An 18,028-nucleotide genomic window follows, 5' to 3' on the forward strand; every position below is an offset into this window, starting at 1 on the left:
CAGGCTCAGATCATTGAAGCAGGAATCGCGTGACTTCTAGTCATGCGAGGTTCAAAAGACTTTCCTCGTTCCCAGTCTCCGACTGGGAATGCATTCATTGAGTCTCTGACTCAATGCCAGATTCGAGGCAGAGCCTCAACTAGGAGCATTCCCATGCAGAGCATGGGAACGAGATAAACGAGAGAACAATGGAAAATCAAACTTTTTTTGACTTGTGTGTACACTGTAGCGTATGTATTGGAGAGGGAACTGTATTTCTAGTTTCCCCTTCGAGCGTCGCGTCATTACGAATTATTTAATAGCTGTTAGGAGATTTTATAGATGAATCATGATGCTTTCATTGTTCCGCCCGGTTCAAAGATTTCTCTGAAGAAAAACTATGACCCAGCTTATAAGACTGATTTTCATGAAAAAACTGATGCTGCAACCAAATTACAGGCAGATATTGAACGACTAGCTAATTACCAAAATATTCTCTATGCTCAAAATACATATTCCTTGTTGATTATTTTTCAAGCAATGGATGCTGCTGGCAAAGACAGCACTATTAAACACGTGACCTCTGGTGTAAATCCGCAAGGATTTCAGGTGTTTAGTTTTAAAAGCCCCAGTGCGGAAGAATTAGACCATGATTATTTGTGGCGCTCAATGAAAGCTCTGCCAGAAAGAGGAAGAATTGGCATATTTAACCGTTCATACTATGAAGAAGTGCTAGTAGTTCGCGTCCATCCAGAAATTCTTCAAAAACAACAACTTCCTCACTTTCCTAGTGGAAAAAAGATATGGAAGCAGCGTTTTGAAGAAATTAATAACTTTGAAAAATATTTGGTTGATAATGGTGTAATAATTCTGAAGTTTTTTCTAAATGTTTCTAAGGAAGAGCAGAAAAAACGCTTTTTAGAACGGATTGATCATCCTGAAAAAAATTGGAAGTTTTCAGATAGTGATGTCCGGGAACGAGCTTTTTGGGATGATTATATGAATGCCTATGAAGAAGTTTTTAACAATACTAGTACTAAATGGGCACCGTGGTATATTATTCCTGCCGATCGCAAATGGTTTACACGCCTAACTGTTGCCAATATTATCTGCACCAAATTAGAAGAAATAAATCTGCAATACCCAAAACTTAGTGAGGAGCATAGGCAGCAACTTTTACAGGCGAAACTGATTCTAGAGCAGGAAGATTAACCTGTGAATTTGATAGGTAAAGGCAAAAAAATGCAGAAGTAATTCAGATATACTGTATAATATATATAGATTAAAGATAAAGAATTGTAACTTTATTAATGCTATTTGTAACTAAAAAAGTTACGCAGATAGTTATAGGCGCAAAATCATGATTGATATGGCAGAAAATGCCAAAAATTATCTACCTCACTTTCCTAATGCTGCCTTTGATATAGTAGCGATCGCAGCCTCGGCAGGTGGTCTAACTGCTATAGTTAAAGTGCTATCGACTCTACCCGCCAAATTTCCCGCCGCGATTGCTATTGTGCAACACCTCACTCCCGAACATCGATCGTTCATGGCAGAAATTCTTAGTCGGCGCACAGATATTACTGTCAAACAGGCACAAGAAGGAGATTCCCTTACCCCAGGAACGGCTTACGTTGCGCCACCTAATCGTCACTTGTTGGTTAACGGTGACGGCACACTTTCCTTATCACAGTCAGAATTAGTACATTTTTTACGTCCTTCGGCTGACTTACTATTTGAATCGGTTGCAGCCACTTATAAAGATAGAGCGATCGCTATTGTGCTAAGTGGAACGGGTAGTGATGGTGCGATGGGAGTAGAAGCGATCAAAAAAATGGGCGGTACGATCATTGTCCAAGACGTAAAAACTGCCGAATTTTCCGGGATGCCCTCTGCCGCTATTCAAACTGGCAACATAGATTTTATTCTCCCCCTTGATGAAATTTCCAGCACCCTGGTAACTTTGGTCATGGGAAAATCTAACTAAGCACAGAGGCAGAGAAAAGCAGAGGAGGTATATTTTACAATACAAGTGGGTGTCACCATAATTTAATGAGTCTTTAATACTCGTGAATCAGGCTTAGAACTCCTTTAATGAGTCTTTGATACTCATTACAGCATATTGTGAGTTGGTGAGGTACAAAAATACCCCACCCTAACCCTCCGCGTATGTATTGGGGAGGGAACTAGATTCTTCCCTCCTTTCTAAGGCTACCGTGTATATACAAGTCGAATTACCCCCCTTAATCCCCCCTTGTAAAGGGGGGAAACCGGAAAATCTAGTTCCCTCCCCTTTGCAAGGGGAGGGTTAGGGTGGGGTAAAACCCTGGTTAATCAGCTATTTCAGACTTGTGTATACACCGTAGCTTTCCAAGGGAGGATTAAGGGGGGTAATTCACTGTAGCCCCAAGCAAGATAAGGGTGTACTTCATTTACTTACAAAGTGCTGTAATGAGGTTCAGAACTCCATTAATGAGTCTTTGAGACTCGCCAACAAATCTTTAATACTTGCGGACATAGCTCAGAACTCTGCCCCCTGCCTCCTGCCTCCTGCCCTATGACTTCCTCAGAAAGAGATACCAAATTTGAAAATCTACTAATTTATCTCAGACAAAGCCGGGGATTTGATTTTACAGGCTATAAACGCTCGACTTTGATACGTCGGGTGTGCAAGCGGATGCAGTCATTAACTATAGAAAACTTTGAAGAATATCAAGACTATCTAGAAGTTTATCCAGAAGAATTCAATTATCTTTTCAATACGATTCTAATTAACGTTACCGCTTTTTTTCGAGATTCATCAGCTTGGGAATATATAGCAGAGCAAATACTGCCTAATCTGATTAAGAATAAAAAAAATTCCGAGCAAATTCGCGTCTGGAGCGCTGGTTGTGCTTCTGGAGAAGAAGCTTACACCCTAGCAATGTTAATCACCCAAATATTGGGAGCTGAAGAATTTCGCCAACGAGTGAAAATTTATGCTACAGATGTAGATGAAGAGGCTCTCAACGAGGCTCGACAAGCTGTATATTCAGCAAAAGATGTCCAAGCTGTGCCAGATGAACTACGGCAGAAATACTTTGAGATTGTCGGAAATCAATATGTCTTCCGCCAAGATTTGCGCCGCTCAGTAATTTTTGGTCGCCACGATTTGCTTCAGGATGCGCCAATTTCGCACTTAGATTTATTAGTCAGCCGCAATACATTAATGTATTTTAATTCTGAGACTCAAGGGCGAATTCTGTCTCGGTTTCATTTTGCACTCAATGATAATGCCTATCTGTTTTTGGGAAAAGCAGAGATGCTATTGATGCATTCTAATTTGTTTACGCCACTGGACTTGAAAAACCGGATATTTACTAAAGTATCAACGGTGAATTTACGCGATCGCCTCCTTGTTATGGCAAATTTAGTAGATGACGAATCTAGCAGCCGTTTGTCTCGAAATCTCCGGGTGCGAGAGATGGGTTTTGACACAGCCCCAATTGCCCAAATAATCATTGATATCAATGGCACTTTGGTAATGGTGAACGAACAGGCGCGGACTTTGTTCGCCCTTTCTCCCAAAGATTTGGCTCGTCCCTTCCAGGATCTAGAAATCTCCTATCGGCCAGTTGAATTGCGATCGCTAATTGAACAGGCTTATACTGAACGCCGTCCTGTGAGTCTAAACAATGTAGAGCGCTATTTATCTAACACAGAAACCCAATATCTAGATGTACAAATTACGCCTTTGCAAGAAACAGACAACAGTTTTTTAGGCGTTAGTATTTCCTTTCATGATGTCACCCGCTATATTCAACTCCAAGATGCCCTGCAACGATCGCAACAGGAATTAGAAACTACCAACGAAGAACTCCAATCTACCAATGAAGAATTAGAAACTACCAACGAAGAATTACAATCTACCAATGAAGAATTAGAAACTACCAACGAAGAATTACAATCTACCAATGAAGAATTGGAGACGATGAATGAAGAACTCCAATCTACTAATGAAGAATTACAGACAATTAATTACGAACTAAGCGATCGCACCACAGAACTAAATCGCACAAACATTTTTCTCGTCTCTATTCTCAAGAGTTTCCAAACGGGAATAGTGGTAATTGACAATAGCTTTAATATCTCTATTTGGAATTATATGGCCGAAGATTTATGGGGCTTGCGGACTGATGAAGTTCTCGGAAAGTCTATCTTCAGCCTAGATATTGGGCTACCCGTCGAGAAGTTGCGATCGCCGATCCGTAAGTCTCTATCCGGCAAAAAGCAGTTTCAAGAAATGATCCTCGATGCTACCAATCGTCGGGGTAGGCAAATAAAATGTTACCTGGCAATTACTCCACTGCTTGGCATTGAAATGCAAGGAGCAGTTTTGATGATGGTAGATGTAGAGAGAGTGAATAGTATGATTTCTACTCAAGAAATGGAGGAACGGCAGCAGCAGGAATGAAGGGGGAAGTGTTTCGACTACGCTCAACAACCAGGCAGGGGGCGATAAAAATGCTTAAATAAATAGTATCATATTTAACTCTTTTTCCCTTTAGTCGCTTTACTGAAGCAGAGGTCGGTTTTCCTTCTGCGTTTCTCGATCAAAGCAATTATGTGAGAAATAAGACTGCAAATGACTAATGAAAACTTTAACCAAGCGATTGTCGAGGCGCATCAGCGACTGGAAAACCTTTCCCAGCTTGCAAATCTGGCGGGAGATAAATCTATAAAGCAGGATTATCCTATAGAGCTTTTGCAACAAGCGATTACCGAAATCTCTATTTCTCTAGAAGAGTTACAGCAACAAAACGAGGAACTGATTGCTACACGCCATTTGGTAGAAGAAGAACGTCAACGTTATTACGATTTATTTAACTTTGCCCCAGATGGTTACTTGCTTACAGATGCTACTGGAATTATTCAGGAAGCTAACCATGCTGCGGCTAAATTATTGAATGTGCGCCAATCTTACCTGATTGATAAACCAATGGCTGTGTTTGTACATCAGACAGAACGGCAGAAATTTCGTCAAATTATGCTGCAATTGCAACAGCACGGGCAAATTAAAAGAGAAGAGTTACATATTTTTCACGAACAAGGAATTACAGACTTTCCGGCAGAAATAACTGCGATCGCAGTGGAAAATAGTCAGGGTAAAACCGGCAACTTGCGCTGGCTATTCAGAGACATTAGCGAACAGCAAGCTGCGCTACGCGAACGCCACCAGCAAGAACAGAAAATCCGCGAACAAGCTGCCCTCCTAGACATCACAACTGACGCAATTATTGTAGAGGATTTGCACAACCAAATCTTATTCTGGAACAAAGGTGCAGAGAAGATATACGGCTGGCAAGTTCAGGAAGTTCAAGGAAAAAACGCCTGGGAACTTTTATCTAAAAAAACCTCCCCTCTACTCTTAGCAGCTCAGAAAACTGTTATTGAGTGTGGAGCATGGCAGGGAGAGTTACATAAATTCACAAAAAATGGTAAAGAAATAATCATTGCCAGCCGTTGGACGTTGATGCTTGATACCGTAGGCTTGCCGAAATCAATCCTGATGATTGACACCGATATCACCGAGAAAAAACTACTCGAAACTCACCTATTGCGTAGTCAACGTTTAGAAAGCTTAGGCACTCTCGCCAGTGGTATTGCTCACGACCTTAACAATATTCTCACTCCAATCCTGGGAATTGCTCATCTGCTGCCCCTAAAACATCCCCATCTTGACGACGTTTCGCTGCAAATGCTGAAGATGCTAGAAACCAATGCCAAACGAGGCGGTGATTTGGTGCGGCAAATTTTGTCATTTACTCGTGGTTCTGAAAAAAAATTCACAATCTTATTAATATCGCAACTGCTCGAAGACATTAAAGAGATAGCCCAACAGACATTCCCCAAATTCATCGACATTAACATAGACATCGCGCCAGATATCGGGATTGTTGTCGGAGACAGCACCGAACTGCATCAGGTGTTGATGAACCTAATAGTCAATGCTCGTGATGCCATGCCTAATGGTGGTAAACTCTCTATTTGTGCCACCAAGCTATTTATCGATGAAAACTATGCCGGGATGCACACAGGGGCAACAGTTAATTACTATGTGAGAATTACAGTTACTGATACTGGAGTTGGCATTGACTCAGAAATTATCGATCGGATTTTTGATCCCTTTTTCACCACCAAAGAAGTAGGTAAGGGTACTGGACTAGGTTTATCTATATTGATGAGCATCGTCAAAAGCCACGGCGGTTTTGTGGAAGTAGCCAGTCAGGTAGGAATTGGGACTAAATTCCAAGTATACTTGCCAAGCAAAGAGGGCAGCATTTCCCCACTAATAGATGAGATAGAACTGCCAAGCGGTCGGGGAGAATTGATTTTAGTTGTTGATGATGAAGTAGCCATCACTCAGATCGCCAAAACCACACTGGAAATCCATAACTACAAGGTATTAACTGCCCAAAATGGGATTGATGCCATTGCCCTGTACACTGAGCATAAAGATGAAATTAGGCTAGTCCTGATAGATATGATGATGCCGTTAATGGATGGAGAAACAACCATCAGCACCTTGCAAATCATCAACCCAGAAGTACAAATTATTGCCATGAGTGGATTAGCCAGGGCTGAAACATTAGTCCAAACTACAGGTATTGGTATCCAGGGCTTTTTAGCGAAACCCTTTAGCCCCAATCAATTATTGAGCTTTGTTCAAAGAATATTCCGGTGAACTACCCCGCCGTAAGATGGACGTAGCTTTCTCAATTCATCGGGAACAGCTTCCAGAACTCCATAGCTCTAGTCTGAAATTCTGGAGTTTTGCGACTATCAACGCTCTAAGGAATAAGAATTAAATAACATACAATTTATGTCCCTGGCTTACCTCACCCTCAATCCCTCTCCTTATAAAGGAGAGGGAAGCTAGATACAAGATGAAGTTTTGCATTTTATTTAATTCACGTTCCTAATGGACTTCCAAGAAATAAATTATCCAATCTTGTGGGGTGGGCATCTTGCCCGCCTTGGGCTGTGGGCGGGCAAGATGCCCACCCCACAATAAATAGTTGTATATTTTTTTATTTGGAAGTCCCTAAAGCAGCCCACTAGTTCTGCTTGCGTTGAACAAGCGATGCTTGGAACGGGCTACGCTGACGCTAACTTAGATATCAACTTACTAGGTAATGGCATCCGAAGCGCGTCACTACGGTATATATTGGGTTTTAGCTGCTACTTATTTCGACAAAGAAATTGTCATGCAACAGCTTGATAAATTAGCAATTGTCGAAAGCGAGTTGCTGGCGACTTTGCACCCATAACCTAGAATTCACAGTTAGTAGACTAACCCAACAGATATGAAGCTTCAGCTAACACACCTGAGACTGCTTGTCTCCAACTATCAAGATTCTTTTCTGTTCTACCGGGATCTGCTGAAATTTGATGTCGATTGGGGCGATGAAGAAAGCGGATATGCTGAGTTTAATACCGGATATCTCAAGCTGGGTTTGTTCAAAAAAGAATTAATGGCTGAAGTAGTCCCAAGAATTGAACAGCCTTCATACATTGTCAATCGAGATAAAATAGTCTTGATTTTGGCAGTCGATAACGTGGATGAAGTCTATGAGCAAGTAAAGGCTCAGAATGCGATCGTTGTGACTCAACCACAAGATCGCCCAAGCTGGGGAATCCGCACAGCTCATTTGCGCGATCCTGATGGCAATCTGATCGAAATCTATAACAATCTAGGAATTATCAGTTAAAAGTTTGCTGCCAACAACGTTATTTAGCATGATACAGAAATGGCTTTCTATCGTTGGCATTGGGGAAGATGGATTAGAGGGGTTAAGCGCGATCGCTCTTTCTTTAATCAATCGAGCGAATGTAATTGTGGGAGGCGATCGCCATTTATCGATGCTCCCTCCAGACGATGGACGTGAGAAACTAGTCTGGACATCTCCCATTAGCACTTCAGTTGACGAAATCATCCAGCGTCGGGGTGAGTCAATCTGCGTACTCGCAAGCGGCGATCCGATGTGTTACGGCATTGGTGTTACCTTGATGCGGCGAATTCCCGTCTCAGAAATGACGATTATTCCTGCACCTTCAGCCTTCAGCCTCGCCTGTGCCAGAGTAGGATGGTCTTTAACTGAGGTGGAAACTTTGAGTTTGAATGGTCGCCCATCCTCCCTACTGCAATCTTACATCTATCCGGGAGCGCGGCTGTTGATTTTGAGTGAGGGGAAAAATACACCAGCCCTCGTTGCTGAAATTTTGAAAAATCGCGGCTATAGTGGCAGTAAGATTACCGTATTAGAGCGTATGGGCGGCACTCATGAAAAAATTGTGGAAGGTACGGCTGCATCTTGGGGTGAAACTGAAGTTGCGGTTTTAAATGCGATCGCTGTTGATTGTATTGCTGATGCTGGAGTTATCCCGTTACCAAGATTACCAGGATTGCCAGATAACGCCTACCACCACGATGGACAATTAACGAAGCGTGAAGTTAGAGCAGTTACCCTTGCAGCTTTAGCACCCACACCAGGAGAATTATTGTGGGATGTTGGTGCGGGTTGTGGCTCAATTTCTATCGAATGGATGCGGAGTAATGCCCGGTGTCGTGCGATCGCGATCGAACAAAACTCGTCTAGACTACTGTACATTGCAGAGAACGCCGCCACTCTCGGTACTCCAAATCTGCAAATCATTGAAGGTCAAGTGCCCCATGCCCTAAAAGACTTACCAGCACCAGATGCCATTTTTATTGGTGGTGGAGTTACAGCGATCGGACTTTTTGATATTTGCTGGGAAAAACTGCGGACAGGTGGACGTTTAGTAGTAAATGTTGTCACAGTAGAGGGTGAGCAAACTTTATTTCAATGGCATGAACGAGTTGGTGGCGATTTAACTCGTATTGCCATTCAGAAGGCGGAACCTATTGGTAAATTTTTGGGTTGGCGAGCAATGGCACCTGTGACTCAATGGGTAGTAGTGAAGTCTTAAAAATTGAATATTAATGCTTATTGATAGTAGTAACTATGCTCTGGGTATACTAAACCTACAGAAAGACAATTATCATAACTAGATACAATGTTATTAGAATCAGATAGATTATTTCCTCTACTTGGCTATCGCATTATTAAGCAATTGTATTTAGGTAACAAAACCTTAGTTTATCGAGCTATTCGAGAAAAAGATAGCCAATCAGTTATTTTAAAATTGATGCGGAATGAAGATCCTAGTTTTGCTGAAATTAATCAGTTTCACAATCAATACACCATTACCCAAAATCTGGAAATTCCAGGCATAGTTAAACCAATCAGCATAGAAAAATGCCACAATAGATACTTTCTAGTAATGGAAGATTTTGGTGGTATTGCCCTTAATCTCTGGCAGCAAGAAGAGCAGGAAAAAGGAAAAACTTCTGTTTCATTGACTGAGTTTTTCGATATTGCCATTGAAATTAGTGCAACTTTGGAACGACTACATCACCATCGGATCATTCACAAAGATATCAAACCTGCTAATATTTTGATTCATCCGATAACAGGTAAGACCAGAATCATCGATTTTAGTATTGCGACTCTACTACCAAAAGAAATTCAATTTCTCACAAATCCCAACGTCCTAGAAGGTACTCTAGCTTATATTTCCCCTGAACAAACAGGACGCATGAATCGAGGTATAGACTACCGTACCGACTTTTATTCCTTGGGTATCACCTTCTTTGAACTCCTGACAGGGCAGTTACCCTTTAGTACTACTGAACCGATGGAGTTAGTCTACTCTCACATTGCTAAAGAACCGCCAAAAGCTAGTCACATTAACTCCAATATTCCCACACTTTTATCTGATATTATCAGCAAGTTGATGGCCAAAAATGCCGAAGACCGATATCAGAGCGCTCATGGACTGAGGTATGACTTAGAGAGATGTCAAAACCAATGGCAAGAGAAAGGAAATATTACAGTCTTTAAATTAGGAATTCGGGATATCTCAAATCATTTTGCCATTCCTGAAAAACTTTATGGTCGTCAAAGAGAAATTGAAATTTTACTGGCTACTTTTGACCGGGTGACAAAGGGAAGCACGGAAATGATTTTAGTTTCTGGTTACTCAGGGATTGGTAAAACTGCTGTAGTCAATGAAGTCCACAAACCAATTTCTAGACAGCGTAGTTACTTCATCAAAGGAAAATTTGACCAATTCCAACGTGACATTCCCTTGTCAGGATTGGTGCAAGCTTTGCGGGATTTAATTGGGCAAATACTCTCCGAAACAGATACCCAAATTCAACAGTGGAAAACCAAAATTTTATCGGCATTGAGTACGCAATCTCAGGTAATCATTAATGTAATTCCTGAACTTGAAATAATTATTGGCAAACAACCTCCATCTGCTGAACTTGCTGGTAGTGCTGCTCAAAATCGCTTCAATTTATTGTTCCAAAGATTTATCCAGGTGTTCACTAGTAAAGATCGTCCTCTAGTCATCTTTCTAGATGATTTGCAATGGGCAGATACAGCTTCTTTGAAGTTTATTCAATTATTAATGGATGGAACTGCTTCTAACCTTACTAAGGATAAAGAAAATATATATGAAAGTAAAGGTAGTTTGCTACTAATTAGCGCCTATAGGGATAATGAAGTCTCAAATCTACATCCGCTACATTTGACACTACAAGAAATTGCCAGCGCCGGAGGAGTAATTAATACAATTAAACTCTCACCTTTAAGTCAGATTGATTTAAATCAGCTGATTGCTGAGACGCTGCGTTGCCCAGAAGTCATTGCTGTGCCTCTGACTCAAATGGTATTTTTCAAAACTAAAGGCAACCCCTTCTTTGCATCTCAATTTCTCAAGTTATTATATGATGATGGACTAATTGAATTAAACTTTGATGCTGGTTATTGGAACTACGATATTACCAAAATTAAAACCCTATCTCTTACAGATGATGTAGTAGAGTTTATGGGCATCCAAATAGAAAAATTGCCCCAAAATGTACAAAACGTCTTAAAAATATCTGCTTGCATTGGGAATGAGTTTGACTTAAAAACATTGTCAATTGTTAATGAAAAATCTTTAGCAAATACTGCATCTGACTTATGGCAAGCATTACTTGAAGGACTAATTATACCTCAGAAAGATATTTATAATTTTGCACCAGAAAATGATCGACAACTCTTAAGCTTTTCAAATAGAGAATCGGAAAATTTTTCAACCAATAATTCTCAACAAACAAAATATAGATTTGTACATGATAGAGTTCAGCAAGCAGCTTATTCTCTAATTCCCAAAGGCAAAATCAAGCAAATGCACTTAAAAATTGGGTTGCTTCTTTTGAAGAATACCCCAGTTGCCGAACGGGAAGAAAATATTTTTGAGCTTGTCAATCATTTCAATATTGCAGCTGAATTTATTACCGATCGAGCTAAACGTAATGAATTAGCTGAAATGAGTCTGATTGCTGGACGTAAAGCTTTAATATCAACAGCTTATTCATCGGCGCTTAAGTATTTAACTACTGGAATTGAGCTACTAGCTGATGATAGTTGGGATACTAAATACGATATCACCTTAGCTTTGTATAATACGGCAACAGAAGCGGCATATCTCAGTGGTGACTTTGAATATATAGAAAAATTTGTCCAGGTTGTGTTGGTAAAAGCGAAAACTCCACTAGATCAAGTGAAAGCTTATGAAGTTAAAATACAGTCTTATGGCGCACAAGGAAAAGAACTAGAAGCTGTCCATATTGCAAAAACCTTTTTGAAAACTTTGGGAGTAGAGTTTCCGGCAAATCCCAGCCAATCAGATATTCAGCTAGCAATAGAGACAACATCTGCAAAAATGGCGAATAGATCCATTCAAGACTTAATTGAACTCCCAGAAATTACAGAAGCGCAACCACTGATAATCATGCGTATTCTATCTAGTGCAATTGCTCTTGCTTATACAGTTGCACCGGAATTATTAGTCTTTATTATTCTGAAACAGATCAATTTATCAATCAAATTTGGTAATTCTCCTTTGTCTGCTTTTGCATACGTGATGTATGGAGTAATGTTGTGTGGGGTAATAGGAGATATTGATTCTGGATATAAATTTGGGAAACTAGCTGATAGTTTGTTGCCTAGTTTAAAAACAAAAGAAGTAACTGGCAAGGTTATGGAAACATTTAATCATCTTGTCAGACATTGGAAAGAGCATCTAAAGGAAACATTGAAACCTTTACTTGAGGCTTATACGACTAACCTTGAAGTAGGAGATATGGAATTTGCAGCTTATGCTCTTTATGGTTACTGCCAACATGCATATTTTACAGGACAAGAACTAATAAAACTTGAACAAGATATAGAAATATATAGTAATACTATTAAGCAAATAAAGCAAGAAAGAGTATTTTATTGGAATGAAATATTTCGTCAGACAATTTTGAATCTTCTCGGTAATGTTCAAAATCCGCAAAGTTTGATTGGTGAAGTTTATGATGAGGATAAAATGCTACCACTTCATCTTAAAGCTAAAGATGGAGGGGCAATTTTTTTCTTATATTTCTGCAAACTTCACCTATCTTATCTGCTGGCTGATTACTCTCAAGCTCTTAAAAATACAGTCATGGCAGAAAAGTACTTATCTGCTGTTATAGGTATGTTCGTGACTGCTCAATTTTATTTCTACGATTCATTGACACATCTAGCAGTATATTCTGATTTCAAGGAAGTTGAACAAAAAGAAATCCTTTATAGAGTGACAGAAAATCAGAAAAAAATGCAAAACTGGGCAGATCAGGCTCCCATGAACCACTTGCATAAATTTTATTTAGTAGAGGCGGAAAAGAATCGAGTTCTTGGTCAATATCTGGAAGCGATTGATAATTATGAGTACGCTATTTTTCTTGCCAAAGAAAATAATTATATCAACGAAGAAGCTCTTGCTTACGAATTAGCGGCAACATTTTATCTCAAATGGGGTAAACAAAGAATCGCCCAAACCTACCTCACTGATGCCTACTATTGCTATGTTCGCTGGGGAGCATTAGCCAAAGTTTATGACTTGCAAAAACGCTATCCTCAATTACTTGCCCCGATGATTCAGCAAGAAGACTTTAGCTATTCTTACAGTGAAAAAAATCTACCGGAACTGAGCCTACACCTATCTACACTTAGCAATAAATCTACTCTGATTACGAATGAAACTGTGATTGGCTCCAACACTAGTATTTCAGATATGTTAGATTTGGGAACTGTTATTAAAGCTTCTCAAGCCGTGTCTGGAGAGATTGAACTAGAGGCACTCCTTTCTACTTTAATGGAAGTTGTCATGGAGAATGCGGGAGCTTCTAGATGTGTGCTGATATTGACTGAAGCTAATAGCTTAGACTTAACTGTTGCCGCCATTAATTCTAGTTCTACTATTAGAGAGAGTTACACAGAATTTTTATCTATTCCTTTAGAATCAAGCGATTGTATTCCTATCTCTTTGATTAATTATGTCAAACGCACCCACGAAATATTAGTAATTGATGACATTAAAGCGAAATCTTCTTTTGCAGCAGATAGTTATATTAACCGTGAGCAACCAAAGAGCATATTATGTATTCCGATGCTTAATCAAGGTAAATTGCTGGGGCTGATTTATCTAGAAAATAATTTCACTACAGGAGCATTTACAAGCGATCGCTTAGAAGTTCTCAAGCTCTTAACTATCCAAGCTGCAATCTCTTTAGAAAATGCCATGCTCTACAACAACTTGGCTAAAGCGAATGAGCAATTGGAGGAATACAGTCATATACTAGAGGAAAGGGTAGTAGTAAGAACAGCAGAACTTAACGAAAAAAATCAGCATCTGCAAGAAGCATTAGAAGAATTACAAAGTACCCAAAGTCAATTAATCCAAAGTGAAAAAATGTCTTCACTAGGGCAAATGGTGGCGGGAATTGCCCATGAAATTAATAACCCCATCAATTTTATTCATGGTAATATTACTCACGCCAGTGATTATGTTCAACAATTGCTAGATTTGATTAATATCTATCAGCAAGAATATCCCCATCCCTCAGCAATAGTGGAGCAAAAAATTGAGGAAATGGATGTAGAATTCTTGACAGAAGACCTCCCAAGGGTTCTCGACTCGATGAAGGTGGGGAGTTCCCGTATCCGAAATATTATTCTGAGCTTACGTAACTTCTCTCGTCTAGATGAATCGGAAATGAAGCCTGTCGATATTCATGAAGGCATCGATAGTACTCTAATGATTTTGCAACACCGACTCAAGGAAAAGAGCGATTGCCCGGAAATTGAGGTCTTTAAAGAATACGCACAATTGCCGGATGTTACTTGTTATGCCGGTCAACTCAACCAAGTGTTTATGAATATTTTAAGTAATGCGATCGATGCTTTAGAGGACTACAACAATAGAGAAGATTCTCCCAGCAGAAATCCTCAGATTCGTATTCGTACTGAGCGAGGAGAAGCAAACACGTTGAAGATTCGGATTGCTGATAACGGTTATGGCATGAATGCACTGGTGCAGCAGAAAATATTTGATCCATTTTTTACCACCAAGGCAATAGGAAGCGGTACGGGGTTAGGGTTATCAATTAGCTATCAAGTGGTAGTGGACAAACATAAGGGTCAGTTAAGCTGTGAATCAACTCTGGGAGAGGGGACTGAGTTTGTGATTGAGATTCCAATGCAACAGTGAGACAAGCTACCGATACAAGAAAAATTACGTGAGTCTCTGTTGGAGACTCACGTAAATTCAGTATAGGGTTCATTTGAGAAGTTCACCGAACCGGATTCGGGAGATATTAACGAACGCTTGTTACCTCTATACTTGTAGCGATCGCTAAATCATTGAAAGATGGATGTTGTTTTTGCTTTGCTTGTAATTCCTCGCCTAGATGCTTGTATGCAGATGGATCGATTGGCATCAGAAACTCCTCAAACAAGTTCCCTGTTTGACGACGGCTATTTAGACCCATATCCTGAAGCAATTCATCAATGTAATGGAATGTAAAAGGAATTAAACATGCTCCACTGACGAAAGCATAGGGTCTATCTTTCTTCCGCCATTCCAACTCTGCTTTGACATCCTCTAGCATCTGTTGCGGAGATGGTAAAGGTAAATTTCCTTTGACATATTCTGATAACCACCTAGCACCAATTTCTGCTGATAATTGGGCACAGAAAGTATAGTTATAACCAACAAAACCCATCTGTGGAACATGAGGGTGAATCAGATGGCGGTAAAGATGGATAGTGCCTTCCTGATCAAATATATGTCTGCGGTACTTGTCTTCTAAAAAGGGGATATCCTGAAGAAAACCAGTGCCAAAGACAACAACATCTGCCTGTATTTGCTCGCCGTTATCCAATTCTACGCCACTAGCAAAAAACTTGTTGATCTTTGTCTTGACAGCACGAATTTTACCTGAGCGTACATACTCAAAAAAGCCTTTATGCACCAAGCCGATACTACAGCCGATCAATTTGTTCATCGGTTGTTTGGGCACCATCCCACAAGCATCAAGGGGAAACTGTAAGCGCAGCATAGTCTCATTTAGCCGCCAGAATGCCCACACTAACGGCTTGCCGAAACTATGCAGCCACTTTTCCCATCCTTGAAGTTTATGATAGGGCATCCAAGTTTCTCCAAACCGAGTCAGGAAAATATACTTGATGTTCAACAGACCGAGAAAGAAGTTAGGAACTTTCCACAGCGCTTGACGGAACACAAGAGTACATTCCTTGGCCTTGGTAGCTGCGAGATTCGCCAAATCGGTGGCTGACTTGCCAAAACCGACAACAACCACTCGCTTGCCCTCAATTACAGAGCCGTCGTTAAAGTTGTTAGTATGTATTACCTGACCTCCGGCAGCAATGAACTCTTCCATCCCCGGCAAGTTAGGAATGTAGGGAATATCACAAAGACCATTGCACACAATCACAAAGTCGAACTCGTAATTTTGTTTGCCGATTTCCTTACCATCTTCTTGAAAGCTAACACTAACAATCCATCCAAGATTATTTCCTGATTTGCGCTCCACTTTGGTGACTTTTGCACCGAACTGAATTTTTTCTGCGACACCAAAGTGTTGGGCATAGGATTCCAGGTAAGCGCATATTTGCTCTCCTGAAGGCCATTCTGGATAAGAGGCTGGCATAGGAAAGTCTGAGAAAGCATAGGTGTCTCTGGGATTTTGAATTGACAGTCCTGGGTAAGTTCTCGATCTTTCCCAGACACCACCAAGTCCCTGGCGTTTCTCAAACAATGTCACTTCGTAACCTTCCTCAAGAAACGTCTTGGCTGAGACTAATCCACTGACTCCAGCCCCAATCACGCATACTTGTTTCACCGTCATCTTCGGTTCTCCTAAAATTATGAAATTAGTGTCGGAATCTGATATGAGCGATCGCTAACCACGCTCAGATACTCTGAGTGTTCTTGTGACTTCATGACATGAGTTAAATATTCATACTGAGATGGTAAGGTTGAAGTTAGGTAATTGGCTCTTTCCCTAATTTCCATAAATGCAGCCTCAGCATTGCGATCGCCGATATGTTCTAAAATGGGAAGACTGCGTTCAGGCAGATAATTTAGCCCCAGCAACATTACCGAATAAGAGTAAGACTCGAAGCCGTGGTATTTCGGGTTGATAGTCTTATTGCTTGGCAGTCTATTTTTCCATAACCTTAATTTTTCCTGTAGTTCTTCTGAGACTTTGATATTGTTCTTAGTTGCTCTCCAGAATTCTGTGTCGGTGCGATCGCTAGCATAGTAATGCAGTGTCAAAAATTCTCGCACACCATCTATGCAGTCAGCGATAACTTTGTTATAGCTGTGAATTAGCTCTTGATTGAAAGATTTATTGGGAAAGTGGTTAACTAACTCTTCAATTCCATGTTGAATAAAGAAAATACCAGTAGATTCTAGTGGTTCCACAAATCCACTGGAAAGACCAATTGCTACACAGTTTTTCACCCATGAGTTTCTGTTCCGGCCAATCCGCATCTTGATATGAGAGGCTTGACGATTATCAGCAGCAACTCCCAAATGCTGGCGAAATTCCTGTTCTGCATCCTCAGCAGAAATGAATGCACTCGAATAAACATACCCAGTACCATTTCTGCCATATAAAGGTATATTCCAGACCCAACCAGACGAAAGTGCAGTTGAGGTGGTGTAAGGGTTGATACCATCTTTTTTGATATCGGTTGGTATTTGCATAGCGATCGCGCGATCGCACAATAGTGACTCTGAATAAGAAATGAATGGCTCACCAAGCGCTTGGTTAATCAAAAGACCACGGAAACCAGTACAGTCAATGAAAAGGTCGCCACTGAGAATACTATGCTCTTTGGTTATGAGACTATCTATGCTCCCATCCTCAGTTAACTTAATATCCACCACATCATCAACAATTTGCTTCACTCCCCTTTCCATTGCATAATCTTTCATGAATCTTGCGAGTAGATTCGCATCAAAATGATAGGCATAGGGGTACTGAACTTTTAACTTATCCAGAATATTTTTCTTGGCAATATGCTCTTGAGAAAATTCATTTTGAACTTTGCGATCAAAGACTTTACCATCTAAATATCTCGGTGAAAGTTGGCGATCGCACAGCCAGGGAATTAGAAAGCAAGCATAATCGAATGCTTCTTGGTCTTTCTTCATTTTCAGCCACCATTCCGAGATATCAAAGCCGTCAATTACCTCATATCTCTGGAAAGGATGGTAGAAGTGTTGCCCCTTCTCATTCCAGTTGACAAACTTAATTGCCATCTTATATGTGGCATTACATTTTGGCATCCATTCATATTCTTGTAGTCCAAGAAAATCAAAGAATACTTTGATGGTACTAAAAGTTGCTTCTCCAACTCCAATTTTGGTGATGTTAGATGATTCCACTAGAGTAATATTAATATTTTTATCTAGTGCTTTACTTAAATAAGCTGCTGTCATCCAACCTGACGATCCACCACCAACAATTACGATATTTTGTACATTCTGTGACATATCAAGAGTTCCTCTTTAAGTCTAAAATCAAGTA

9 protein-coding genes and 1 pseudogene are annotated in these 18,028 nt (G+C 40.3%); 8 read left to right on the forward strand and 2 right to left on the reverse strand.

What is annotated here, in order from left to right:
- Window positions 1-321: 321 nt before the first annotated feature.
- The 8 genes and pseudogenes from HWQ37_RS22235 to HWQ37_RS22270 all read left to right on the forward strand — a co-directional run bounded on the left by HWQ37_RS22235 (window position 322) and on the right by HWQ37_RS22270 (window position 14,676).
- Window positions 322-1,191 carry a polyphosphate kinase 2 family protein gene (locus HWQ37_RS22235; protein WP_292750927.1) on the forward strand — a complete coding sequence of 290 codons (870 nt, stop codon included), beginning with the start codon at window positions 322-324 and terminating at the stop codon, window positions 1,189-1,191.
- A 148-nt stretch (window positions 1,192-1,339) separates the two neighbouring features.
- A complete protein-coding gene (locus tag HWQ37_RS22240; RefSeq protein ID WP_292750929.1) occupies window positions 1,340-1,966 on the forward strand; it encodes a chemotaxis protein CheB in 627 nt (208 codons plus the stop codon).
- Window positions 1,967-2,536: 570 nt separating this feature from the next.
- The gene (locus HWQ37_RS22245) at window positions 2,537-4,432 is read left to right on the forward strand and encodes a CheR family methyltransferase (RefSeq protein ID WP_292750931.1); all 1,896 of its coding nucleotides are present in this window, start codon (window positions 2,537-2,539) and stop codon (window positions 4,430-4,432) included.
- A 171-nt stretch (window positions 4,433-4,603) separates the two neighbouring features.
- The gene (locus HWQ37_RS22250; protein ID WP_292750932.1) at window positions 4,604-6,703 is read left to right on the forward strand and encodes a PAS domain-containing hybrid sensor histidine kinase/response regulator; all 2,100 of its coding nucleotides are present in this window, start codon (window positions 4,604-4,606) and stop codon (window positions 6,701-6,703) included.
- 448 nt (window positions 6,704-7,151) lie between these two features.
- Window positions 7,152-7,289 (forward strand): annotated as a pseudogene (gene miaE / locus HWQ37_RS22255) (tRNA isopentenyl-2-thiomethyl-A-37 hydroxylase MiaE); the annotation flags it as partial.
- 36 nt (window positions 7,290-7,325) lie between these two features.
- A complete protein-coding gene (locus HWQ37_RS22260; protein WP_292750934.1) occupies window positions 7,326-7,730 on the forward strand; it encodes a VOC family protein in 405 nt (134 codons plus the stop codon).
- Window positions 7,731-7,758: 28 nt separating this feature from the next.
- Entirely contained in the window at window positions 7,759-8,970 is a 1,212-nt protein-coding gene (cbiE, locus tag HWQ37_RS22265; RefSeq protein WP_292750936.1) for a precorrin-6y C5,15-methyltransferase (decarboxylating) subunit CbiE, read from the forward strand.
- 87 nt (window positions 8,971-9,057) lie between these two features.
- Window positions 9,058-14,676: an ATP-binding sensor histidine kinase gene (locus HWQ37_RS22270; protein WP_292750938.1), complete on the forward strand. Its 5,619-nt coding sequence runs from the start codon at window positions 9,058-9,060 to the stop codon at window positions 14,674-14,676.
- 106 nt (window positions 14,677-14,782) lie between these two features.
- Here HWQ37_RS22270 and HWQ37_RS22275 read toward each other — a convergent pair whose 3' ends face one another.
- Window positions 14,783-16,336, reverse strand: a complete 1,554-nt coding sequence (locus HWQ37_RS22275) for a flavin-containing monooxygenase (protein ID WP_292750939.1) — start codon at window positions 16,334-16,336, stop codon at window positions 14,783-14,785.
- 17 nt (window positions 16,337-16,353) lie between these two features.
- Window positions 16,354-17,994, reverse strand: coding sequence for a tryptophan halogenase family protein (locus HWQ37_RS22280; protein ID WP_292750940.1), 1,641 nt, complete (start codon window positions 17,992-17,994; stop codon window positions 16,354-16,356).
- Window positions 17,995-18,028 lie beyond the last annotated feature (34 nt).

The organism is Nostoc sp. NMS4, assembly GCF_017115095.1.
Taxonomy (GTDB): domain Bacteria; phylum Cyanobacteriota; class Cyanobacteriia; order Cyanobacteriales; family Nostocaceae; genus Nostoc.